Here is a 22,182-nt window from a genome sequence, read left to right on the forward strand (position 1 = left end):
GTTCAGTTGGCCAGATCCAACGGCGTGTCGCTCGCCTTGGTCTCAAGTCCATGGCTGAGCATGCCATCAATGTGGGCGCCCTGTTCGATCGTCAGGACATCATATTTCACATCGCCGTGAATGCGGGCGGTCTTGAGCACCACAAGCTGGCCCACCTCGATTCCCCCTCGAACCGTCCCAGCAAGTCGCGCAGTCTGCGCACGAATCGCGCCGTGGATCGAGCTCGCTTCGCCCTGAACGAGGCCGGAGCACGTGATGTCCCCTTCGACGTGCCCTTCGATATGCAGCTCAGCGCTGGCCGTGATGTCGCCCTTCACGGCAAGATCGGCCCCAAGCACCGAAAAAGTGGTCGCAGGCACGGCGTTACCTTGCCCGGCTGTCCGGGAGATGTCCGGCCCTGGTGTTGGCTTCTTGGAAAACATGCGGCATCGCCTCCAGAAAGGGTCGCGGGTCCACCGGACGATCGGCTATCCGCACTTCAAAATGCAAATGGGGTCCGGTCGAGCGGCCGCTGCTGCCGATTGCACCGATAACGCGGCCCGGGCCGACCACTTCACCAACGCGGGCGGTGATGCGCGACATATGGGCGTAACGCGTCAACAAGCCGTTGCCGTGGCTGATTTCCACGCAATTGCCATAGCCTTGCTTTGCGCCGGTGAAGCTGACCGTGCCAGCAGCTGCCGCCAGAATGGGCGCGCCGATGGGGCCGCGGAAATCAAGGCCGGCATGAAAGGCGCCGCCTCCGGTAAAGGGATCGATGCGGTAGCCGAATCCGCTCGAGATATAGTCGAGGCTGGCGGGAAGCGTGTTGGGAATGCGAACCAGAGCCTGCTCCATCGCGCTCATGCGGGAGAGGCTTGCGCCAAATCGGGCAAACCGCGGATCGAGCTTGTTTCCAGGGCCGGTGGCCATTGGAATCAGCGGACCACCCATCGCGCTGCGATCGGAAGCCGCCACAACCTTGGGGTTCAGGCCAAGACGGCGCATCGCGGTCTCTGCGCGGGCGGAACGGATGTCGGCGTAACGCGTCAGCGCTTCGATGAACGCGAGCTGGCGCGCTTCGACCTGGGCCAACCCGGTCGCCTCAGGCAGGATCATCGAGATCTTGCGTACGGTCTTGCTGGCTTCCTCGCTGCTGTCCGAAACCGTGCCAGACGGCAGCGTTTGCGGCAGCGGACCGATCGCGCCCTGCACGCTCTTCTCGATGAAGTCCTGACGCTTGGCGAGATCGCTGGCGACGGAGCCGAGCCCTGAACGATACTTCGCGACGCGGCTTTCTGCTGTCGCGACCGCAGCTTCCCGCTCCAGCAGCGAGGCTTGATTGTAGACCGCGAGGGCTTGGCTGATGACCATCCAGCCCATCATCAGAGCCCACAACAGCACGGCGCCGGCCACGGCCCCTGCGACGCGCATCTGCAACTGCGCCGAAACCCTGATGAAGCGAACATGTCCGTTCGAGCGCATGAAGAATTCGCGGTCGGGGAACCAGCTGCGCACCCGCTCAACGAGTGCCCGCCAGTGGGTTGGCGGACGACCGCCATCCTCTGGCGGTCCCACCTTGGACCGAGTTGTAACTGGTAAGATAGCGACCCCCGTCCCTACGTTCTGCATGACCGTCTTTTGGGCGCGAGCCGCTTAGTCGCCCTCGACCACTCGGTCGAATCCACATCGCACCGAGCAGGATGAGCCGTGCGACTCCGTCGACGAGCCGAGCTGCGGGTGTACGATGGGCCGCCATGCTGCCGACTGACCGGGTATCGAGCCGCGAAGGTAAACTGCAAGAGTTTGCGAATCGGCAAGCTCCTGGCCGGTTCAGCCATTCCGGCTGACAGCACTCCCCCGGGATGTTAAGGGCGGCCAATGAACGCGCTCGTTTCCCCCCAAGCCACCGTGGATCACGCTGCCAGCAGCGGAGACGTGGTCGATGCCTCGGCTCTTGTCGAAAGGCTAGCCCGTGCGGGTCGTGCGGCGCAGCGCGTGCTGGCCACCATGCCGTCGGCGCAGCGTGCGCAGGCGCTTCGTCTTGGCGCTGCGGCGCTGCGGCAGGCGGAGCAGGCCATTCTGGATGCCAACGCTCTCGATGTTGCCGATGGGGTTGCGGCGGGGCTATCGTCCGCGATGGTGGATCGATTGCGGCTTGATCCTGCGCGGATCGAAGCGATTGCGGCTGCCGTCGAACAGGTCGCCGCGCTCGATGATCCGGTTGGTCAGATCATTGATGAAAGTCGCCGGCCCAATGGCATTGTCCTGCGCCGGGTGCGCGTGCCCATTGGCCTCATCGGGATCATCTACGAAAGCCGTCCGAACGTGACAGCCGATGCCGCAGCACTTTGCGTGCGGTCTGGCAATGCCGCATTGCTGCGGGGCGGGAGTGAGGCGGCGCGGTCGAATCGTGCGATTCACACCGCGCTGGTTAAGGGCCTCGTTGAAGGCGGTGTTCCTGCAGAGGTTGTGCAACTGATGCCGACCCAGGATCGCGCAGCTGTCGGCGCGATGCTTGCTGCAGGTGGCTTGATCGACATGATCGTTCCGCGTGGCGGCAAGAGCCTTGTGGCCAGAGTCCAGGCAGATGCGCGCGTCCCGGTTCTCGCGCATCTCGATGGGATCAATCACACCTTTATCGATCGCGCGGCGAATCCTGCCATGGCGAAGGACATTGCGCTGAACGCCAAGATGCGCCGCACCGGCATCTGCGGGGCGATGGAAACGCTGCTGGTCGATGCCCAATTCTCCGATCCGCACGGTCTTGTCGCGCCGCTGCTCGAAGCCGGCTGCGAGCTGCGCGGCGATGCGCGGGCTTGCGCGATCGATCCCCGGATCAAGCCTGCGGATGCCGCGGACTGGGACACCGAGTACCTCGATGCCGTGCTCTCGGTCGCGGTGGTCGACGGGCTGGATGGCGCGCTCGCACATATCGCCCGCCATGCTTCCGGGCATACGGACGCCATCGTGACTGACGACGAGGATGTCGCAGCCAGGTTCCTGTCGGAGGTCGACAGCGCCATCGTGATCCACAATGCGTCGAGCCAGTTCGCTGACGGCGGCGAGTTCGGATTGGGTGCCGAGATCGGTATTGCCACCGGGCGCCTGCATGCGCGTGGACCAGTCGCTCTCGAAGGATTGACCACCTACAAGTGGCTGGTGCTCGGCTCCGGGCAGATCCGCCCCTGAAACCCGTGCTTACTGGCCTGCTCGGCGGCAGTTTCAATCCTGCGCACGGAGGGCATCGGCGGATCAGCCTCTTCGCACGCGAAGCCTTGGGGCTGGACGAAGTGTGGTGGCTTGTTTCACCCGGGAACGTCCTCAAGCCCGCTGCGGGTATGGCTCCGCTTCCGGCCCGGTTCGCGTCGGCCCGGGCGGCGGCTCGCGGGGCGCCGATCAGGGTAACGGCGATCGAGGCTGAACTCGGAACGCGCTACACCATCGATTCGCTTCGTTTGCTCAAGCGCCGTTATCCCAAACGGCAGTTTGTGTGGCTGATGGGAACCGACAATCTCGCGCAGTTTCATCGTTGGCGGGGCTGGCGCGGGATCGCCCGTGAGATGCCGATTGCTGTTATTGCCCGTCCGGGGTATGATGGCGCCGCTATGACGAGCCTCGCCATGGCATGGCTGCGCCGCTGGCGCCGGCGGCACAGCCAGGATTTCAGCGGCGCGAAGCGGAGCGCCCCGGCGCTGGTCATTTTGCACTTTGACCCCGATGCCCGATCTGCGACGGCTCTCCGTGCAGCAGATCCTGACTGGTATCGTCGCATCCCGTTCGTGCATCAACGCGACATGCTCACCCACAGGCCGATTGTGACAGCCGCCCGGGCGAGGGCGCGTTGAGCGCCGATCTGCTTTCGAATGCTCTGTTGGCCAATCTGCCTTGGCCAACCCACTTCAACTTAGGAACATTGAACCGTAAGCCATGGAGACCATCTACACACTCATGACAAGCCCACAGCCCTTGCCGGTCGATGCCGGCATCGCCTCCAGTTCTGCCTCGGGATCCCTGGTCGCTGCGCCGGGCACGATCCTTGAACTGGTCTTGCGTTCGCTGGATGACGACCAGGCGCAGGAAATCGTCACGATCCCGCTCGAAGGCAAAAGCTCGGTCGCTGATTACATGGTGATCGCCTCGGGCCGCTCGACTCGTCAAGTCGCTGCCATGGCGCAGAAGCTGGCAGAGCGGATCAAGCAGGGCGGCTTCGGCCATGTCCGGATCGAAGGCCTTCCAGCCGCTGACTGGGTCTTGATCGACGCCGGCGATATCGTCGTCCACTTGTTCCGGCCTGAAGTGCGCAGCTTCTACAACCTTGAGCGCATGTGGGCCTTCGGAGATCAGGGCGCGGCCTGACGTCTGGGGCTGCACTCCACAGGTGCGGAAGCGCGGGGATTCATTGCGCCGTCAATCTGCGCTAGGGCAAGATCATGCTGCTCCATGTGATTGCCCGCGGAAAGATTGGTCGCTCGCCCGAGGCCGAACTGGTTGACCGCTACGCGCGCCGGATACCCTGGGGTTTCAAGGTTACCGAGCTGCCAGATCGCGGTGGTGCGCTGCCCGTTCCTGCCGCCACGCCGATCCGAACCGTGGCTCTCGACGAGCGAGGCCAGCAGCTCGCTTCCACGGCGTTTGCCACGATACTGGGCCGATGGCGCGATGATGGTGTGCGGGAAGCGCGCTTTCTGATTGGCGCAGCGGATGGGCACGATGCAGCGCTCAGGGGCGAAGCGGACCTGCTGCTCGCGTTTGGAGCCGCCACATGGCCGCACATGCTTGCTCGGGCCATGCTGGCCGAGCAGCTATGGCGGGCCACGAGCATTCTCTCCGGCCATCCCTACCATCGCGATGGCTGAGGCCATGACGTCACGCGCGGCCTTCATTGCCATGACTCTGGCGCTCGCCAGCCTCGCGGCATGGCAAAGTGCCGCGCAGGACGCGCCGTATGAAAGCGCCGATCAGGCCGGTGACGCGCTGCGTGCCGCCAGCCGCGCCTTGGCCGAGGCCCGTCAGCGCGGCGATGCGCTCGAGGAAGCCGCCCGGCGCGCAATTGCTGCTGCCGATCGCACGGCCAGCGAGGCTGCGGCGGTTGCGGCTCGAATCCAACAATCCGAAGCAGAGATCGCGCTTGCGCAGGCCAGTGTCCGCGAGATCGACCGGCAGCGCGCGGCTTTGCGGCTGCGCATTGCTGCGCGGCAGGAACCGGTCGTGCGCCTGACCGCTGCCTTGCAACTCATGTCGCGCAGGCCGCTCGTGTTCAGTCTGATGCGCGCAGATACCTTGCGCGAGACGGTCTATCTCCGCGCAGTCCTTGAAACGATGCTACCGGAGGTCCAGCGCCGAACTGCGGGACTTCGTTCGGAGATCGTGCGCGGCCGTCAGTTGCAGGACCGTGCGCGCCGGGCTGCCGCGAACCTCACGGCAAGCGAGGAGGTGCTGACCGCAAGACGCCAGCAACTCGTCGCGGTCGAGAGCCGACAGCGCATCGCCTCGCGCAGCGCCCAAGGCATCGCCAGCCGCGAGGCAGATCGCGCGTTGGCACTTGCCGAAGACACGCGCGATATCGCGGCGCTGATGGATCGCCTGCGCGCCGACGGCACCTTGCGCAATGAACTTGCCGCCCTGCCAGGCCCGGTTCCCCGGCCCGACCGCCCCGGCTCGATGCTCGTTGTCGATGAGCGCGCGCCTGCCCGCACGGTGGCGGGTGGCCTTGCCTGGATCATGCCCGTGAGTGGCCGGATCGTCAGCGGCTTTGGCGATGCGGCTGGCGCGACGCGTTCGATCGGCGTGACCCTTGCACCTGCGGCAGGCGCGCAGGTCGTCGCCCCTGCGGCCGGCCGAGTGGCCTTTGCCGGCGACTACCGAGGCTTTGGACGGATCGTCATCATCGACCATGAGGGCGGCTGGACCTCGCTCATCACCAACCTCGGGCGGCTGGACGTCGCCGTTGCGGCCAAAGTGCTGCAGGGATCCCCGCTAGGCCTTGCGGGGCCCGGCCGGCCGACAGTGACGATCGAACTGCGCAAGGATGGTGCGCCGGTCAATCCGCTCGCCCTGATCGAGCGCTGATTGCCCTTTCTGCATGGCGCCGGCCCATCTGGCGTTAATCGTCGTGGCTCTATAGAAGCAGGCCAAGGCTCTGCACTCTTTGCCGAAAGACGATCATGGCGTTCAAGTTTGTTCCCTTGCTGCGTGCCGCTGCGCTTGTCAGCGCCGTCGCGCTTATTCCGGCGACCACTGCCGGGCTTGCCGCTGTCGACGCGCGCTCCGGGCCTGAGTTCAGCAAGCTCATGGCGGTCTACGAGCGGATCAAGACGAGTTACGTCGAGCCTGTTGATGATGACAAGCTGATCAAGGGCGCGATCAATGGGATGCTGGCGGCACTCGATCCGCACAGTTCCTACCTTGATGCGCGCGATTTCGAGAACCTGCGCACCCAGACCGATGGTTCCTACGGAGGCCTTGGGCTATCGGTCACCATGGATGACGGAGCGGTCAAGGTGATCGCGCCCACCAAGGGCAGCCCGGCCGATGCCGCTGGCGTCAAGGCGGGCGATTTTATCACCCACATCAATGGGAAGCTGATCTACGGCGGTACGCTCGACGAAGCGGTCGACCAGATGCGGGGGCCTCCGGGTACCTCCATCAGCCTGACCTTGTTCCGCACTGGTCGGGACGAGCCGATCGAGGTCAAGATCACGCGCCAGATCATCGAACTGAAGCCGGTCGACTTCAAGGTCGAGGGCAATGTCGGCGTGATCTCGGTCTCAAGCTTCAGTGCCAATGTCGGCGGCGAAGTGCTCGATGCGTTCAAGCAGATCAAGGCCAAGACCAACGGACGGGTGACCGGGCTGGTGCTCGACCTGCGCGGCAATCCGGGTGGCCTGCTCGATCAGGCGGTCGCGCTTTCCGACCTGTTCCTTGATCGCGGCGTGATCGTTTCCCAGCGTGGCCGCTATGCGCGCGACAATGAGACCTACAATGCCGAATCAATGACCCCGGGCGATATTGCCAAGGGCATTCCGATGGTCGTGCTGATCAACGAAGGCTCTGCCTCTGCGTCTGAAATCGTCGCTGGTGCCTTGCAGGATCAGCACCGCGCCGTCCTCATGGGTCAGCGCAGTTTCGGCAAGGGCAGCGTGCAAACGTTGATGCCGCTTACGCGTGATACCGCACTGAAGCTGACCACGGCGCGATACTACACGCCGTCTGGCCGCTCGGTACAGGAAGGCGGCATCGACCCCGATATCGCAGTGCCGCAGATCTCCGACCCCGATCTGCGCAAGCGCGCGCTCCGCTTCTACCGCGAGAGCGATCTGCGGGGGCATTTGATCAACGAAATCAAGGATGACAAGGACCTCGAGCGCGACAAGGTTCAGGATCCGCGCTTCAAGATGACGCCCGAAGAACTAAAGGCCAAGGGCATAGACGACTTCCAGCTCTACTATGCGCTGCAGACGCTGGGGCGGACTGCCCCGCAGACGCTGGCTGCGCGCAAGCGGTGATCCTGTGGTGACGTCTGCCAAAAGCGCTGCTCAGCGCGCTTATCTGCTCGCACTGGCGGTGCCCACTGCGCTGATCGCGGCTGTATATGTTGCGCAATACGGGTTCGGCCTCGCGCCATGCGAAATGTGCTGGTGGCAGCGCTATCCTCATTTTGCCGCGATCGCCTTCGCGCTGGGCGGGCTTGCCAGCCGGGGAACGCGCCTCGGCAGAGCGCTGGTTGTGCTGGCCGCCCTGGCGATCGGGATCAGCGGGGCGCTCGGCGCCTTTCACGCGGGTGTGGAGTACGGCTGGTGGCAGGGGCCGACAGCGTGCTCGTCGACCAGCCTCGGCAACGATCCACTCGCGTCCATCATGAATGCTCCGCTGATCCGGTGCGATACACCTGCATGGACCATGTTCGGTATCAGCCTTGCGGGCTTCAATTTCCTGATTTCGGGCGCCAGCGCCGTGCTGATCCTCGTGCTTATCGGCCGCCGCAGCAAGGGACTTTCACGATGACTGAAACGCGCGAAGTGATGCTGCGGGTCAACCAGGCCGGTGAATTCGGCGCGATCCGCATCTACGCCGGGCAACTGGCGGTGATGGGAGACCGCACGCCGATCTCGGGTGAGATCGCGGCGATGGCGCAGCAGGAAGCCCTGCACCGCGAACGCTTCGATGCCCTGCTGGTCAAGCGCGGCGTGCGCCCCACAGCGTTGCAACCGCTCTGGTCCGCTGCCGGCTTTGCGCTTGGCGCAGCCACCGCGCTGATTGGCCCCGAAGCCGCGATGGCCTGCACCGCCGCGATCGAAACCGAGATCGACCGTCATTACACCGAGCAGCTTGAACAACTTGGTGAAGATGATCCGGAGCTTTCCGGGATGATCCGCGAGTTTCGTGATGACGAGCGCGAGCATCGCGATACGGCGCTGGCATCCGGCGCAGAGCGGGCGCCGGCCTATCCGCTGCTGTTCAATGCAATCCGCATGGGTTGCCGCGTGGCCATCGCCGTCTCGAAACGTATCTGACCGCGCAAGGCTTGATCCACCGCAAGGCACGGACTTCAGCTATCGTTCACGCGGTAGAGGCCCTATATCGACCGGCATGACCCCCCAAGCTGGAGCTTACCCGCGATGAAGCGCCGTTCTGCCGCCGCCCTTGCCCCCGCCTTGGCTCTCGTCGCGCTTCTTGGAGCGCCGTTGCCTGCTGCCGCGCAGGCGCAGGACAATCCGACCGAGAAGATCAACCAGCTGATCGTCTATGGCGACGATCCTTGCCCGGCTTCGTCCGATGGCTCGATCACGGTCTGTGCCCGCAAGGATGAATCCGAGCGGTTCCGCATTCCCAAGCCGCTGCGCGATAATCCCAATGATTCGGTCAATCAGGGCTGGACCCAGCGCGTGAAGGCCTACGAAACCGTGGGTGCCTTCGGCACCAATTCCTGTTCACCGGTCGGCGCAGGCGGTGCCACGGGCTGCATGTCGCAGCTCATCAACAGCGCCTACGCCGAAAAGAAGCAGAGCAGCGATGTTCAGTTCGGCAAGCTCATCGAAGAGGAGCGCGCAAAGCGGCTCAAAACGATCGATGCCGACACTGCGGCAGAGCAAGCCCGCGTTGAAGTGCTCGAGAAGGAGTACGAGGCAAAGCTAAAGCGCGAGCGCGACGGTGAGACGAAGCCAGCCGCACCGGCGGCGCCTTCGCCTGCCACGCCATTGACAACTCCGCCCCAGCCCTGATGATCTACGGGCGTCCGTCAGCCCAGCGCGATATCCGGTGCATCTTCCTGCTTCATGCCGACGGTGTGATAACCCGAATCGACATGATGCACTTCGCCCGTCACGCCTGACGAGAGGTCGGACAGCAAGTACAGGCCGGCTCCGCCAACATCGTCGATCGTGACATTGCGCCGCAGCGGCGAATTGAGCTCGTTCCACTTCAGAATATAGCGGAAATCGCCGATTCCGCTTGCCGCGAGCGTCTTGATCGGACCGGCAGACAGCGCGTTGACGCGGATGCCCTGCGGGCCGCAGTCGTTGGCGAGGTAGCGCACGCTGGCCTCAAGCGCGGCCTTGGCGACACCCATCACATTGTAGTGCGGAACAACCTTTTCGGCGCCGTAGTAGGTCAGCGTCAGGATGGAGCCTCCACCGCTTACCACGCCGTTCCCGTCTTCTACTTGCGGCATCATCGCCGCCGCGCGCCGGGTCACGGCGACCATGCTGTAGACCGAGATGTTCATGGTCATCAGGAAGTTGTCGAGCGAGGTGTCCATGAACTTGCCCCGCAACTCGGTCTTGTCCGAAAAGCCGATCGCGTGGACGAGGAAGTCGATCGTGGGCCAGCGTGCGGCCAGCGTGTCGAACGCAGTATCAAGCGCGGCCATGTCGGAAACATCGCATTCGATCAGGAGATCGCTGCCAAGGCTTGCGGCCAGCGGACGTACCCGCTTTTCCAGCGCTTCCCCCTGATAGGAGAAAGCGAGCTCGGCGCCTTGCTCGTGCAGCTTGCGGGCAATCCCCCATGCGAGCGACTTGTCATTGGCGAGGCCCATGATCAGGCCACGCTTTCCTTCCATAAGTCCTGTCATGCGACCCCTTGCTTCACTCATCCTGTTGCGTCTGGACGGTCGCACCTGCTTTCGCGGCGCGAGCCCGGTTGTCGGACTGCCCAACAAGGTCCTGCTCTTCCGGCGCTTCGGCCAGAGCAGCGTTGAGTTCGGCTCCTATGACCATCCCTAGGCCAATCAGCCAAAAAAAGAAAAGCGTGATCATCACCCCGGCAAGGCTGCCGTAGGTCAGATCGTAGACGAACATGTGCCGCAGCAGCTTGGGCAAGATCGTGGTGACGGCCAGCCACCAGAGCGTGACGAAAAGCGCACCCGGCCACTTTGGATAGATCCGGGCGCTGTAGGCCCCCGGAGTCAACGAGATGAAGAGCAGCCAAAGCGAACCGAACAGCACCAGCGCAGGGATCACGCGGTAGAGCGCCAGCGTGTCGATCAGGTCTGTCGCCCTGGGCAGAAAGGTCGTCACCGTCTCCATCACAGTGCCGATCAGCACCTGCGCGGCAATCGAAACGAGAATTAGCACCACCGACGCGATGATCAGCCCGGTCGACATCAGCCGGTAGCGCCAGAACGCATGAACCAGTCCGGTACCGTAGGCTCGTCGCAGGATTTCCCGGATCGTCTCGACAAGACTGCCAACCGTCCACAAGCCGATAAGGCCGCCAATCCACAGCAAGCCGCCAGTCCGCGCCTCGATCACGGCATGGGCGACGGGCGAGAGCACGTTTGCAACCACTGGCGGCATGGCCATCAGCACGGTGTTCACCGCCGCCGTCCGGTCGTTTGCTTCGCCCACCAGCGAGAACATCGCAGCGCCGGTGATGAAGAACGGAAACAGCGCGATAAGCACCATGTAGGCGAAGTTGCCCGCATGGATCGTGCCGTCGTAGATCACCCCTGCCCACATCCTGCGGAGGACTTCGAGCGCGCGGACACGAAGCGAGCGGGGGCTGCTCCTGCCCGCGAGGTCCGGACGCTGCGCCAGCGCCGCACGGCGCCGCGCTTCGGGCGAGAGGTCTGCTACCGGCTGGCTTGTCGCGGCTGTGCCGGGGGGCGGCGGCACAGCGGCGTCGCCATCCATGGCGCTAAACCGCAAACCTGGCGCGCAAGTCGCGGCTGTCGTGCCATCCCTCCAGGCGGGCCTTGAGGTCGGGATCGTCGGCCGGGATGTCGATCAGCAGCGTTACCAACTGGTCCCCGCGCTCGCCGTTCTTGCGCGTGAAGCCGCGGCCCTTGAGCCGGAGCGTCTTGCCGCTGGTGCTGCCCGGCGCGACGGTCATCATCACCGGTCCTTCAACCGTCGGGATCCTCACCTTCGCGCCTTCGATCGCCTCAGCGAGACTGATCGGCACTTCGAGCAGGATATTGTCGCCATCTCGCTCGAAATGGGGGCTGGGCTGGATCTCGATCGTTACGATGGCATCGCCGAACCCGCCGGGCCCCTGTTCGCCCTTGCCGCCGAGGCGGACCTGCTGCCCATCGATCAGGCCGGGTGGCAGCTTGAGGTCGATGGTCTTGCCATCCGCCAGCGTGACTCGCTGCGGTTCGCGGCGCGCTGCGTCATTGAAAGGAACCTTGAGCGTGTAGGTGACGTTCGCGCCGCGCGGGGCCGGGCGGCGCCGCGCGCCTGCGCCGGGGCCAGCCCCCATCCCGCCGCGCCCACCGAACAGGCCTTCGAAGATGTCGCCAAGATCGATGCCCTCGCTGCTGCTGCTGCCGCCGCCAAACCCTTCAAAGCCATCATGGCGATAGCCGCGCTGTGCCCCGGCAAAGCCGCCGCCCGCGCTGCCACCGAAGCCGAAGGGACCGGCCGGATTTCCGTCCGCATCGATCTCCCCCCGATCGAACCGGGCACGTTTGTCCTTGTCGGAAAGCAGGTCGTACGCCTGAGTCACTTCTGCGAAGCGCTCCGCAGCGTTCGGCTTTCCTGCATTGCGATCGGGGTGCAGTTCCTTCGCCAGCGTGCGATACGCGGACTTGATGTCCTTCTCGCTCGCTGTGCGCGGCACGCCAAGAATGGAATAAGGATCAGCCATACCCTCTAGCTAGGGTCACGGCTGCCTACCCGCAAGGCTCGCTTTGCACTAAGGCTCGGCTAAGCTAGGGCGAACGCATCTGAATGACCGTTATCTGGAATGGACAGGACCCAAGCCGTGCCCACCGATATGAACGACGATGCCATTCCCGGGTCTGATCCCTTCGCGATTTTCGAGGCGTGGTTTACCGAAGCGAAGGCGAGCGAGCCCAACGATCCGAATGCCATGGCGCTGGCGACGGCAACGCCGGGCGCGGCCCCTTCGGTGCGCATGGTTCTGCTCAAGGGCCACGGATCTGACGGCTTTGTCTTCTACACCAATTTCGAAAGCCGCAAGGGCGGGGAACTGGCAGCCAATCCCCAGGTCGCGCTCCTTTTCCACTGGAAGAGTCTGCGCCGGCAGGTGCGGATCGAAGGGACGATCAAGGAAGTCACGCCGGCCGAAGCGGACGCCTACTTCGCCAGCCGCCATCCCGAATCGCGGCTTGGCTCGGCGGCGTCCGATCAGTCCCGTCCATTGCCTTCGCGCGAAGTTTACATGGCGCGGGTTGAAGCATTGCGGGCCGAGTATCCTGATGGATCGGTGCCGCGCCCGGCGCATTGGTCCGGCTACCGCGTGACGCCCCATGCGATCGAATTCTGGCAAGACCGTGCCTTCCGCCTCCACGAACGCCGCCGTTTCACCCGTCTCGACGGGAACCAGTGGGCCAGTTCGCTGCTTTATCCGTGAGAGACAGCACGATTTCAGGATGGACATGACCCGCAGCCCCGATCACGGCGAGCTCAATCGCCGTGCTGCTTATGCCAGTATCGCTGTTGCGGCTATGCTGCTGGCGTTGAAGGGCTATGCGGCGGTCACCACTGGCTCCACGGCCATGCTCGGCAGCCTTGCCGATACCGGGCTCGATCTGGTCGCCAGCCTGGCGACGCTGCTCGGTGTCTGGATTGGCGCGCAGCCTGCCGACGCAAACCACCGGTTCGGTCATGGCAAAGCCGAGGCTCTAACGGCCATGTTCCAAGTTGTGCTGATCTCGCTTTCGGCACTTGGCCTTGCATGGCGTGCCGTCGAAGAGTTTCTCGGCGGCGGACGCCCCGCCGATGCGGAAGCCGGCATGCTGGTTTCCCTCGTTGCGATTGCGGCTACGTTCTTCCTGCTTGGCTATCAGCGCCGCGTGATCCGGGCGACGGGCAGCCTCGCCATTGCGACGGACAATCTCCATTATTCATCGGATCTGGTGCTGAACATCGCGGTGATTGCCGCACTGGCACTCGATCACTGGCTGGGCCTTGCCGGTGCGGATGCCGTGTTTGCGTTCGGCATTGCGCTGTGGCTGGGCTGGGGCGCATGGGGGGCATCGCAGGCCGCGATCGAGCAGCTGATGGATCACGAATGGCCGCTCGAAAAGCGCGAGCGGTTTCTTGCGGTCGTTGCCCAGCATCCGGAGCTCAAGGGCTTGCACGATCTTCGCACACGCACCAGCGGCAACCGCGATTTCGTGCAGTTTCACGTCTGGGTCGATGGACGCATGACCGTGACCGAAGCGCACCGGGTCATGGACGAGATCGAGGCAAAACTGCTCGAAGCATTCCCGGGTGTCGAGATCCTGATCCATCCCGATCCCGATGGCCATGTCGATGAGGCAGCGCTCGGTGCGCAGGATTTGCTTGCGTCGCCGCCCGATGGAACCAGCCCGGCGCTGCTGGCCCAGGGCGCGCCTGCCCGGCGCTGAAGGGGCCTACCGGCTTCGCGGAAACAGCGCGACAAGCGCTCCTAGCCGTGCGGTTACCGGATCGAGCTGGTCTTCCTGTGTCTTCCCGAGCCGGACGACGACGAGCTGGCGTGACGGCGAGACCAGCACAAACTGGCCAAGGTGACCAAGACAGGCGAACAGGTCGCGCGGGCCGCGTTCCGGGAACAGGGCAGGTTTGCCCGTCGTAGGCGTGCGGTTGAGCCAGATCTGCGCGCCGTACTGCGCTTCGCGCGGAGACGGGGTGACCATGAAATCGATCCATTGGCGGGGGACAAGCTGGGCACCCGCCACGGCGCCGCGATTGCGCAGGAATTCGCCGAAGCGCGCCCAATCGCGCGCCGTGCCGTGAATCAGGCTGCCGCCAATCAGGGTGCCTGATGCGTCGAACTCCGGCACCATCGAGCGCATGCCGACCGGGTCGAACAAGCGCGTCCTCAGGTACTCCGCAACCGCACGGCGGCGGCTTTCGGGGTCAGGCGCCGGCGAGAGCACGCGCGCGGCGAGATCGGCGAGAATGACGCTTGTCGCAGTCGAGTAGACCCACTTGCGGCCCGGCTCATATTGCAGCGGCTGGTCCTCTGCATAGCGCGCCATCGCATCGCGCCCATCGAGGAACAGCATGCGCACTTCATCGGATTTCCACGGCGGGGCAACGGCTTCGGCATGGCGCAGGCCGGAGCGCATCTGGAGCAGCTGGCGCAGCGTGATCTCGCCGCGCGGATCTCCCGGGCGCTGCCAGGCGGGAATGGGTGCCGGCTCGTCCAGCCGCAACCGGCCATCTGAAACCAGCATTCCGATCATGACGCCGGTGATCGACTTCGCCATCGACCAGCTCACGAAACGGGTGTTTTCGTGATAGCCCGGCGCATAGCGCTCGGCGATGACGCGCCCGCCTTGCATCACGATCACGGAGCGTGTTTCGGCCGCGTCAGACTCGCTGAACAGCGCATCTACCCGGCGCGCCAGTTCTTCGCGCGGTACGCCGGGATTGGCCGAGACCGCCTTGAGCGCTTCCGCAGAAACCGGGGGCGGCGCAGGGGGTGTAGCAGGGCTGCAACCGAACAGGGCTGGCACAAGCGCAAGCGGGGCGATAAAGGCAAGGGTGCGTCGGGCCATAAGGTGGCCAGCTTTTCTCCAGATCGACCCCGCATGGCAATGGCCAAACCAGCTGCTTCCCCCAAACCGGTCTCTTCCTCTACGCAGCCGCGCCGGCGGCGCTTGCGCTGGGCCTTGCTTGCGCTTGCTCTCCTTGGTGGCGGGGGAGCCTTCGTGTGGCCAAAGCTGCATGGCTATGCGGTCACGGGCGCGGCCTATGGCGCGCGCGTTGCGTGTTCCTGCCGCTTTGTCGGGGGCAGACCGCTCGGCGATTGCCGCAAGGATTTCGAACCGGGGATGGACCTCATCACCTTGACCGAGGATACCGCCGCACGCAGCGTAACTGCGCGGTTTCCGCTGATCGCACGGCAGACCGCAACCTATCGGGAAGGCTGGGGCTGCGTCATGGAGCCTTGGGGGAACTGACAGGGCGCTACGCGCTTTCGGCCCAGGGCGAGGTTTCATCGATCCAGCCACCGCCGATTACGCGGTCGCCGTCATAGAGCACGGCCGCTTGGCCCGGCGCCACACCGAATTCGGGCTGCTGGAAGCGGATAAGGCAAGTGGCGCCTTCACCCAGCTCGCCCTCGATTGAAACCGGCACCGGCTTTGCGAGCGAGCGCACCTTGGCGGTGAGCGAAGCGGCTGCGGGCGGCATCGCGCCGATGCGGTTGGTTTCACCCAGCCGCGCCGAGCCGACGGCCAGCATGGCCTTGGGCCCCACCATCACCCGCCGCGCCGGTGCGTCCAACGCCGTCACATAGAGCGGTTCGCTCTGTCCGCCGATCTCGAGACCGCGCCGCTGGCCTACTGTATAGTGGATGACGCCGCGATGCGTGCCCAGCACGGCCCCGGTCGCGGCGTGAACAATCTCGCCCGGCGCGGAACCTTGCGGCCGCATCTTCGTGACGATCGCCGCGTAGTCGCCATCCGGCACGAAGCAGATATCCTGGCTGTCGGGCTTGCTCGCGACACCAAGGCCGAGAGCGGCGGCCATCGCGCGAACCTCTGACTTTGGCAGACCGCCAAGAGGGAAGCGGAGGAACGCCAGCTGTTCCTCGGTGGTGCCATAGAGGAAGTAGGACTGATCGCGTGCAGGATCGATGGCGCGATGCAATTCCGGCCCTTGTGCGCCCGCGATGCGCCGCACGTAGTGCCCCGTGGCGAGGCAGTCCGCTCCAAGGTCGCGCGCCATGGTGAGAAGGTCAGTGAACTTGGGCCCCATGTTGCAGCGAATGCAGGGGATCGGCGTTCGCCCACTGAGGTAGTCGTCGGCAAATCGCTCGACCACATCCTCGCGAAAGCGCGACTCATGGTCAAACACGTAGTGCGCTATGCCGAGCCGGTCGGCGACGGCGCGGGCGTCGCGGATATCATCGCCTGCGCAGCAGGCGCCTTTGCGACCGGTCGCAGCGCCATAGTCATAGAGTTGCAGCGTCACGCCGATCACTTCGGCGCCGCTTGCAGCCGCCAGCCCGGCGACCACCGAACTATCGACACCACCCGACATGGCAACAACGATTCGCCGCGGCCCATTTCCTTGCGGAAGTGAAAAAAGTTCTGCGGCCTCGCTCTCGCTCAGCGGAAGCGTGGCCGCCGCAGGAGACTCGCATTCGGTCTCTACAGAGGTTCCGTTTGTGCCCAACTTGCTTTGCATTCCGGCCCCATAGGCCCTTTCGGAGGCGAGCGGCAGGTCAAAAAAGCCCCTTGGCGGGGGCGACGCACTCATCGCAAAACCTAACTCTTGGTGAAGGGGCGGTTTACCCTCCTTTATTGGACGGTGGGCTAGAGACCCGCTCATGGAGATGAGATTTTCCGATTCATGGCAACAGCCACCGGGCGATTCGGGCCTCGGGTTGCGCCCGCTCGGTTGGAGCGAGCTCTGCGCGCGGCTCGTGGCGGCGCACGATACGCGCGGCGTGCTTCCCGGGGCCGGGTCAGGATTGGTGATCTCCCGCAGCTCAGGTTCGGACAGCGGCGCATCCGGACCCCACGGCGGAAAGGGTTTCAGTTTCCATGAATCGGCTGCGGTGTTGCTCCGGAGCGTTGAAATGGAAACTGAAGGGCCTGTTAACCCCGCCTCTTCAGCGAATGGAAATGACGTGAACGGCAAAGAAGGGTCAGCTCCCGAAGTCGCCCCGCAACGTCGACCAGACGAGAATTGACATGATTGAGAATCAGAAAATCAAGCCGTCGCAAGTTATTGGCCCCCTTGGCGAGCCGCTGACGCTGGACAGCCTTCCGCCGCCATCGACCACGCGTTGGGTTGTTCGCCGCAAGGCCGAGGTCGTCGCAGCCGTTAATGGTGGTCTCCTCACGATCGATGAGGTGTGCGAGCGCTACAGCCTCACGCTCGAGGAATTCGCATCCTGGCAACGTGCGGTTGATCGCTCGGGCATGCAGGGCCTGCGCGTGACGCGCATCCAGCACTACCGCGATCTTTACGAGCGCCAACTCAAGTTCTGATTCGCTGGCATCGGTCAGACAAGCGCTCTGATGCATGCAATGGCCGTCCCGATCATCGGGGCGGCCATTTGCCGTGGGCTTGTTGCTTTGGGCTGATTGACTGGGATTGCCCTCAAGGGTTGGGTTCAAAGCACGATTGCGGTTGCATCATCACCACTCTCGAAACATTTGTTCATGCGCTTCGTCGAGCCGCAATTGTCACTCGTCGGATGCAGCGCTAAGACTACGTCCGCGTGCGGCACAGCGTCGCGACCCGCGCTTGCGGGAAGTGATATAGTCATATAACACACTTCCGTCAGGATGGGGATCGGCCCCTATCCTCGGCTGTTCGGCGCCCGACCGGGACTAAGGCACGTGAACGACATGAATTATGAAACGAAAATCAGATCCGGGCTGCAGCCCGCCATTGATCCAACAGCGGGCGATGGTGATTTCGGTTCGACGGGCGGTGGACAGCGCCGCCTTGTGATCGTTGCGGTCCTGATCGCAGTTGCGCTCGGCTTCGGCTGGTATTTCATGCATAAGTCGCCGGCACCGACAGACGCGGCATCGGCCCGCAATGCCCAGGCTCAGTCGGTCAGCGTCATTACCCCGGGCCGCACCAGCGTGACAGGATCGATCACGGCCAGTGGCACCATCGCCGCACGGCGCGAGATGCCGGTCGGGATTGCCGGTGAAGGTGGACGCGTCATCAGCGTGCTGGTCGATGCGGGCGACTGGGTGCGTGCCGGGCAGGTTCTCGCCGTGGTCGATCGCTCCGTGCAGGCGCAGCAGATCGCCGGACAGGCAGCAAATATCGAAGTGCAGCGTGCCAACGCACGGATCGCGCAAGCCAATCTTGACCGTGCGCTCAAGCTGGTCGAGCGCGGTTTCATCTCCAAGGCCGATGTTGATCGGCTCACCGCGACCCGCGATGCGGCGGTTGCGCAGGTCAGCGTCGCATCAGCCGAACTCGGCCAGCTTCGCGCGAGCAGCGCACGCCTGAATATTGTGGCGCCGGCGGCGGGCCTCGTGCTTACCCGCGGCGTCGAGCCGGGCCAGATCGTCAGCCCCGGCAGCGGTGTTCTGTTCCGGGTTGCCAAGGATGGCCAATTCGAGATGCAGGCGCGGCTCGCTGAAAACGATCTCGCTCGGCTTGCTGTGGGCCAGTCGGCCGAAGTGACCCCCGTTGGTACCGATAAACCGTATGTCGGCCAGATCTGGCAGCTTTCACCGACGATCGATGCGCAGACGCGAGAGGGGATCGCGCGCATTGCACTGGCATATGATCGGGCCTTGCGCCCTGGCGGGTTCGCAAGCGCGCAGATTCGCAGTGGTTCGGTCACGGCGCCGATGCTTCCGGAATCGGCCATTCTCTCAGACCAGCAAGGTTCGTTCGTCTACGTGGTGGATAAGGGCAACAAGGTCCTGCGCCGCAGTGTGAAAACCGGTGACGTGACCGCGCAAGGCATTGTTGTGACCGACGGTCTTGCGGGCGACGAGCGGATCGTGCTGCGTGCGGGCGGCTTCCTCAACCCCGGGGATGTCGTTCGCCCCGTCACCGCAAACGCTACCGCTCCCGCTGCCCGGCCCGGCTCGTAAGCAGGGACGGCCACCATGAACTTCCGCAACATCTCCGCCTGGTCCATCCGCAACCCGGTGGTGCCGATCGTCCTGTTCCTCGGCCTCACTCTGGCCGGGATCATGGCCTTCATGAGCATGAAGGTGCAGGACCAGCCGGACATCGAGTTTCCGCTAGTCATTGTCACCATCTCCCAGCCGGGTGCAGCGCCGACCGAGATCGAGAACCAGATCACCCAGCGGATCGAATCCGCGGTGCGGACGATCGCGGGGGTGGACACGCTGAGCTCGACGGCCACCGAAGGCTCCAGCCAGACGATGGTCCAGTTCGCCATCGGCACGGACATCAATGCTGCGGTGAACGAGGTCAAGAACGCGGTCGATCAGGTGCGCGGCGATCTGCCCGAGGGCATCCTCGAACCACAGGTGGTCAAGGCGCAGACCTCATCCGACGCGATCGCGTACTTCGCCGTTTCTGCCGACGACATGACCATCGAACAGCTTTCGTGGTTCATCGACGATACGGTGCGCAAGCGGCTGCTTTCGGTGCCCGGCATGGCCGAGGTCGAGCGCAACGGCGGGGTGAACCGCGAAATCGCGGTAACCCTCGATCCGATGCGCATGAAGGCCCAAGGCGTCACCGCCACGCAGATCAATGCGGCGCTGCGTCAGGTCAATCTGAATGCTGCGGGTGGGCGTGCGGAAGTTGCCGGCTCGCGCCAGGCCGTGCGCGTGCTCGGCAATGCGGCGAGCGCTTTCGAACTCTCCCGCACCCAAGTCGGCATTTCGAACGGCCGCACCGTTCGCCTCTCCGACGTAGCCGACGTGCGCGACAGCTTCAGCGAGATCACCTCGATCGCCAAGAGCAACGGCAAGCCGGTGGTGACCTTCAGCATCGCCCGCGCGCGCGGCGAATCCGATGTCAGCGTGTTCGACGACACGGTCAAGGAGCTGGGCAAGATCGAGAAAGAGCAGGGCGGCCGCGTCCACTTCATCCAGCTGTTCTCGAGCGTGGGCTACACCAAGGATCAGTACAAGTCGTCGACGTCGGCGATGGTCGAAGGTGCCGTTCTCGCGGTGATCGTGGTGTTCTTCTTCCTGCGCGATTGGCGCGCAACGATCGTTTCGGCGATCGCCATTCCGCTCTCGTCGATCCCCACGTTCTGGCTGATGAGCCTGATCGGCTTCACGCTCAACACGATGTCGCTGCTTGCCCTCGGTCTTGTTGCGGGCGTTCTCGTGGACGATGCGATCGTGGAGATCGAGAATATCGTCCGACACATGCGGATGGGCAAATCCGCCTATCAGGCGTCAATCGACGCGGCGGACGAGATCGGCCTCGCGGTGGTGGCGACGACTTTCTCGATCGTGGCGGTGTTCCTGCCGGTTGCGCTGATGCCCGGCGTCTCGGGCCAGTTCTTCAAGAACTTCGGCCTCACCGTAGTTATCGCGGTGCTGTTCTCGCTGCTGGTCGCCCGAATGATCACTCCGATGATCGCGGCCTATTTCCTCAAGGCCCACGGTCAGGCGGAACATGGCAACGGGCCGTGGATGCAGCGCTATATGCGCGTGCTCGAATGGTCGCTCGATACCCGCGGCGTAGCCGTCTATCGCGAGCGCTTTCCGCGGCGCTGGTTCCGCGCGCGGCTGCGCGATCACCGCTTGTGGATGATGGGCGTTGCAGTGGGCGCCTTGGCCTTCACAGTGGTGCTGTTCATGGCCATTCCATCGCAGTTTTTCCCGGAGACCGACGGCGATTTCAGCCGCATCACGATCGAGATGGTGCCGGGAACCACGATCGAGCAGACCGAGCGCAAGGTCGACGAAGTGCTGTCGCTCGTGAAGGACGAACCCGAGATCGATGTTGCGTTGGAGCGCATCAACGAAGGCAGTGGCCGCGTGTTCCTGGAACTGAAGCGTGATCGCAAGCGGTCCAGCATTGAGTTCGAGCGCGCTCTCACGCCGCGGCTTCAGAAGGTCGCCGATGCGCGCGTCAGCTTCATGAACCAGAACGGCGGCGGTCCCGGCGGCGGTTCGGGGCGCGCTATCAGCGTCATGTTGTCCGGATCCGATCCCGATCTCCTGCAGAAGACCGCACAAACACTTGTCGAACAGATGAGCCAGCTCAAGGCAGTTGTGGCTCCGCGCATCAGCGCCGATTTGCGCCGCCCGGAAATCGTGATCACGCCGCACCTCGATTTGGCCGCTTCGCTTGGGGTGACGACCCAGCAACTGAGCCAGGTCATCCGCATAGCGACACAGGGTGAGATCGACCAGAACAGCGCGAAGTTTTCACTTTCGGATCGCCAGGTGCCGATCCGGGTAAAGCTGCCGGTCGCGTCGCGTCGCGATCTTTCCACGCTGGAAAATCTCCCGGTGCCGACCATCTCCGGCGGATCGGTCCCGCTTTCGCGCGTGGCGACGATCGGCTTCGGCTCAGGCCCGACCAGCATCCAGCGCTATAACCAGAACCGCCGCGTGTTCGTCGGTGCGGATTTGCCGCCGGGCGTTGTCAAGGGCACAGCGGATGCCGCGATCAAGGCGCTGCCGATCATGCGGAATCTGCCCCAGGGTGTCTCGAATGCTCCTGCCGGTGAAGATCGCTGGCAGGAGGAAATGCTCTATAACTTCATGGTCGCACTGGCGGCAGGCGTGCTGCTGGTCTTCTCCGTGCTGGTGCTGCTCTATCGCCGCTTCATCTCGCCACTCGTCAACATGGGCTCGCTGTTCCTCGCGCCGCTGGGCGGACTACTGCTGCTGCTGGCGACGGGTCAGGCGCTTTCGCTGCCTGTGTTTATCGGTGTCCTCATGCTGTTCGGGATTGTTGCGAAGAACTCGATCCTGCTCATCGACTTCGCGATCGAGGAAATGGCCAAGGGTACTCCCAAGCTCGACGCGATCATCGAAGCCGGGCACAAGCGCGCCCAGCCGATCGTGATGACCACCGTGGCGATGATTGCGGGCATGGTGCCTACGGCTGTTTCGCTTGGCGGCGACGCTGGCTGGCGTGCACCGATGGGCATTGTCGTGATCGGCGGCCTTGCGCTTTCGACGCTGCTTACGCTGCTGCTTGTTCCGGCAGGGTTCAGCCTTGCTGACGGCCTCGAGAAGCGGGTCGGTCCGTGGATCGGACGCAGGGTGCTCTCATACGATCCGCGAGAGGCAGCGCATGACCAGCACCGGCACGCGGCAGGCGAGGCCTTCCCGGCGGAGTGATCGCGACGCCAGGGGGACCTTCCGCC

Annotated in this window: 22 protein-coding genes; 15 read left to right on the forward strand and 7 right to left on the reverse strand. The window is 64.2% G+C overall.

All coding sequences use genetic code 11. The annotated features are described in order from the left end of the window. Positions 1–2: 2 nt before the first annotated feature. The gene (locus tag ACO06X_RS12185) at positions 3–359 is read right to left on the reverse strand and encodes a bactofilin family protein (RefSeq protein WP_421836532.1); all 357 of its coding nucleotides are present in this window, start codon (positions 357–359) and stop codon (positions 3–5) included. Between the two features lie 4 nt (positions 360–363). Beyond that, on the reverse strand, positions 364–1,395 hold the full coding sequence (locus ACO06X_RS12190; protein WP_421836533.1) for a M23 family metallopeptidase: 1,032 nt from the start codon (positions 1,393–1,395) through the stop codon (positions 364–366). Positions 1,396–1,860: 465 nt separating this feature from the next. Between ACO06X_RS12190 and ACO06X_RS12195 the strand changes: the two genes are divergently transcribed. The 9 genes from ACO06X_RS12195 (at position 1,861) to ACO06X_RS12235 (ending at position 9,203) form a co-directional block, all read left to right on the forward strand. After that, entirely contained in the window at positions 1,861–3,171 is a 1,311-nt protein-coding gene (locus ACO06X_RS12195) for a glutamate-5-semialdehyde dehydrogenase (protein ID WP_421836534.1), read from the forward strand. A gap of 5 nt (positions 3,172–3,176) precedes the next feature. Beyond that, the gene (locus ACO06X_RS12200; RefSeq protein ID WP_421836535.1) at positions 3,177–3,827 is read left to right on the forward strand and encodes a nicotinate-nucleotide adenylyltransferase; all 651 of its coding nucleotides are present in this window, start codon (positions 3,177–3,179) and stop codon (positions 3,825–3,827) included. Between the two features lie 103 nt (positions 3,828–3,930). After that, positions 3,931–4,338 (forward strand): ribosome silencing factor, encoded by a 408-nt coding sequence (rsfS, locus tag ACO06X_RS12205; RefSeq protein WP_421836536.1) that lies wholly within the window; start codon positions 3,931–3,933, stop codon positions 4,336–4,338. Positions 4,339–4,412: 74 nt separating this feature from the next. Continuing rightward, entirely contained in the window at positions 4,413–4,838 is a 426-nt protein-coding gene (locus ACO06X_RS12210) for a 23S rRNA (pseudouridine(1915)-N(3))-methyltransferase RlmH (protein ID WP_421836537.1), read from the forward strand. Positions 4,839–4,842: 4 nt separating this feature from the next. Continuing rightward, positions 4,843–6,051 carry a murein hydrolase activator EnvC family protein gene (locus ACO06X_RS12215; protein WP_421836538.1) on the forward strand — a complete coding sequence of 403 codons (1,209 nt, stop codon included), beginning with the start codon at positions 4,843–4,845 and terminating at the stop codon, positions 6,049–6,051. Between the two features lie 95 nt (positions 6,052–6,146). After that, a complete protein-coding gene (locus ACO06X_RS12220) occupies positions 6,147–7,487 on the forward strand; it encodes a S41 family peptidase (RefSeq protein WP_421836539.1) in 1,341 nt (446 codons plus the stop codon). Positions 7,488–7,494: 7 nt separating this feature from the next. Further along, positions 7,495–7,986, forward strand: coding sequence for a disulfide bond formation protein B (locus tag ACO06X_RS12225; protein ID WP_421836540.1), 492 nt, complete (start codon positions 7,495–7,497; stop codon positions 7,984–7,986). After that, entirely contained in the window at positions 7,983–8,495 is a 513-nt protein-coding gene (locus tag ACO06X_RS12230) for a demethoxyubiquinone hydroxylase family protein (protein WP_421836541.1), read from the forward strand. Before ACO06X_RS12225 ends, ACO06X_RS12230 begins: the two co-directional genes overlap by 4 nt. A 105-nt stretch (positions 8,496–8,600) precedes the next feature. Further along, the gene (locus tag ACO06X_RS12235) at positions 8,601–9,203 is read left to right on the forward strand and encodes a hypothetical protein (RefSeq protein ID WP_421836542.1); all 603 of its coding nucleotides are present in this window, start codon (positions 8,601–8,603) and stop codon (positions 9,201–9,203) included. 17 nt (positions 9,204–9,220) lie between these two features. On the opposite strand, the gene fabI is transcribed toward ACO06X_RS12235, so the two are convergent. Genes fabI through ACO06X_RS12250 form a run of 3 tightly spaced genes read right to left on the reverse strand, consistent with a single transcriptional unit; the run spans position 9,221 to position 12,069 of the window. Continuing rightward, the gene (gene fabI / locus ACO06X_RS12240) at positions 9,221–10,054 is read right to left on the reverse strand and encodes an enoyl-ACP reductase FabI (protein ID WP_421836543.1); all 834 of its coding nucleotides are present in this window, start codon (positions 10,052–10,054) and stop codon (positions 9,221–9,223) included. A 13-nt stretch (positions 10,055–10,067) separates the two neighbouring features. Continuing rightward, positions 10,068–11,114, reverse strand: a complete 1,047-nt coding sequence (locus ACO06X_RS12245; RefSeq protein ID WP_421836544.1) for a YihY/virulence factor BrkB family protein — start codon at positions 11,112–11,114, stop codon at positions 10,068–10,070. A 4-nt stretch (positions 11,115–11,118) separates the two neighbouring features. Then, positions 11,119–12,069, reverse strand: a complete 951-nt coding sequence (locus tag ACO06X_RS12250) for a DnaJ C-terminal domain-containing protein (protein WP_421836545.1) — start codon at positions 12,067–12,069, stop codon at positions 11,119–11,121. A gap of 129 nt (positions 12,070–12,198) precedes the next feature. Between ACO06X_RS12250 and pdxH the strand changes: the two genes are divergently transcribed. Beyond that, on the forward strand, positions 12,199–12,798 hold the full coding sequence (pdxH, locus tag ACO06X_RS12255; protein ID WP_421839899.1) for a pyridoxamine 5'-phosphate oxidase: 600 nt from the start codon (positions 12,199–12,201) through the stop codon (positions 12,796–12,798). Between the two features lie 19 nt (positions 12,799–12,817). Beyond that, positions 12,818–13,798 carry a cation diffusion facilitator family transporter gene (locus ACO06X_RS12260; RefSeq protein ID WP_421836546.1) on the forward strand — a complete coding sequence of 327 codons (981 nt, stop codon included), beginning with the start codon at positions 12,818–12,820 and terminating at the stop codon, positions 13,796–13,798. Between the two features lie 6 nt (positions 13,799–13,804). Here the strand turns inward: ACO06X_RS12260 and ACO06X_RS12265 are convergent, their stop codons facing one another. Next, a complete protein-coding gene (locus ACO06X_RS12265) occupies positions 13,805–14,935 on the reverse strand; it encodes a serine hydrolase domain-containing protein (protein WP_421836547.1) in 1,131 nt (376 codons plus the stop codon). Between the two features lie 153 nt (positions 14,936–15,088). Here ACO06X_RS12265 and ACO06X_RS12270 point away from each other — a divergent pair, with 153 nt between their 5' ends. Next, complete coding sequence (locus ACO06X_RS12270; RefSeq protein WP_421836548.1) at positions 15,089–15,340, forward strand: hypothetical protein; 252 nt, start codon at positions 15,089–15,091, stop codon at positions 15,338–15,340. Between the two features lie 7 nt (positions 15,341–15,347). On the opposite strand, the gene mnmA is transcribed toward ACO06X_RS12270, so the two are convergent. After that, on the reverse strand, positions 15,348–16,571 hold the full coding sequence (gene mnmA, locus ACO06X_RS12275) for a tRNA 2-thiouridine(34) synthase MnmA (RefSeq protein ID WP_421836549.1): 1,224 nt from the start codon (positions 16,569–16,571) through the stop codon (positions 15,348–15,350). A gap of 509 nt (positions 16,572–17,080) precedes the next feature. Here mnmA and ACO06X_RS12280 point away from each other — a divergent pair. From ACO06X_RS12280 to ACO06X_RS12290, 3 genes are all read left to right on the forward strand, one after another. Continuing rightward, positions 17,081–17,380, forward strand: coding sequence for a DUF1153 domain-containing protein (locus ACO06X_RS12280; RefSeq protein ID WP_147159651.1), 300 nt, complete (start codon positions 17,081–17,083; stop codon positions 17,378–17,380). A 363-nt stretch (positions 17,381–17,743) separates the two neighbouring features. Next, positions 17,744–18,961, forward strand: coding sequence for an efflux RND transporter periplasmic adaptor subunit (locus tag ACO06X_RS12285; RefSeq protein WP_421839900.1), 1,218 nt, complete (start codon positions 17,744–17,746; stop codon positions 18,959–18,961). 15 nt (positions 18,962–18,976) lie between these two features. Continuing rightward, positions 18,977–22,156 carry an efflux RND transporter permease subunit gene (locus ACO06X_RS12290; RefSeq protein ID WP_421836550.1) on the forward strand — a complete coding sequence of 1,060 codons (3,180 nt, stop codon included), beginning with the start codon at positions 18,977–18,979 and terminating at the stop codon, positions 22,154–22,156. Positions 22,157–22,182 lie beyond the last annotated feature (26 nt).

Source organism: Novosphingobium sp. (assembly GCF_965229225.1).
Classification (GTDB): domain Bacteria; phylum Pseudomonadota; class Alphaproteobacteria; order Sphingomonadales; family Sphingomonadaceae; genus Novosphingobium.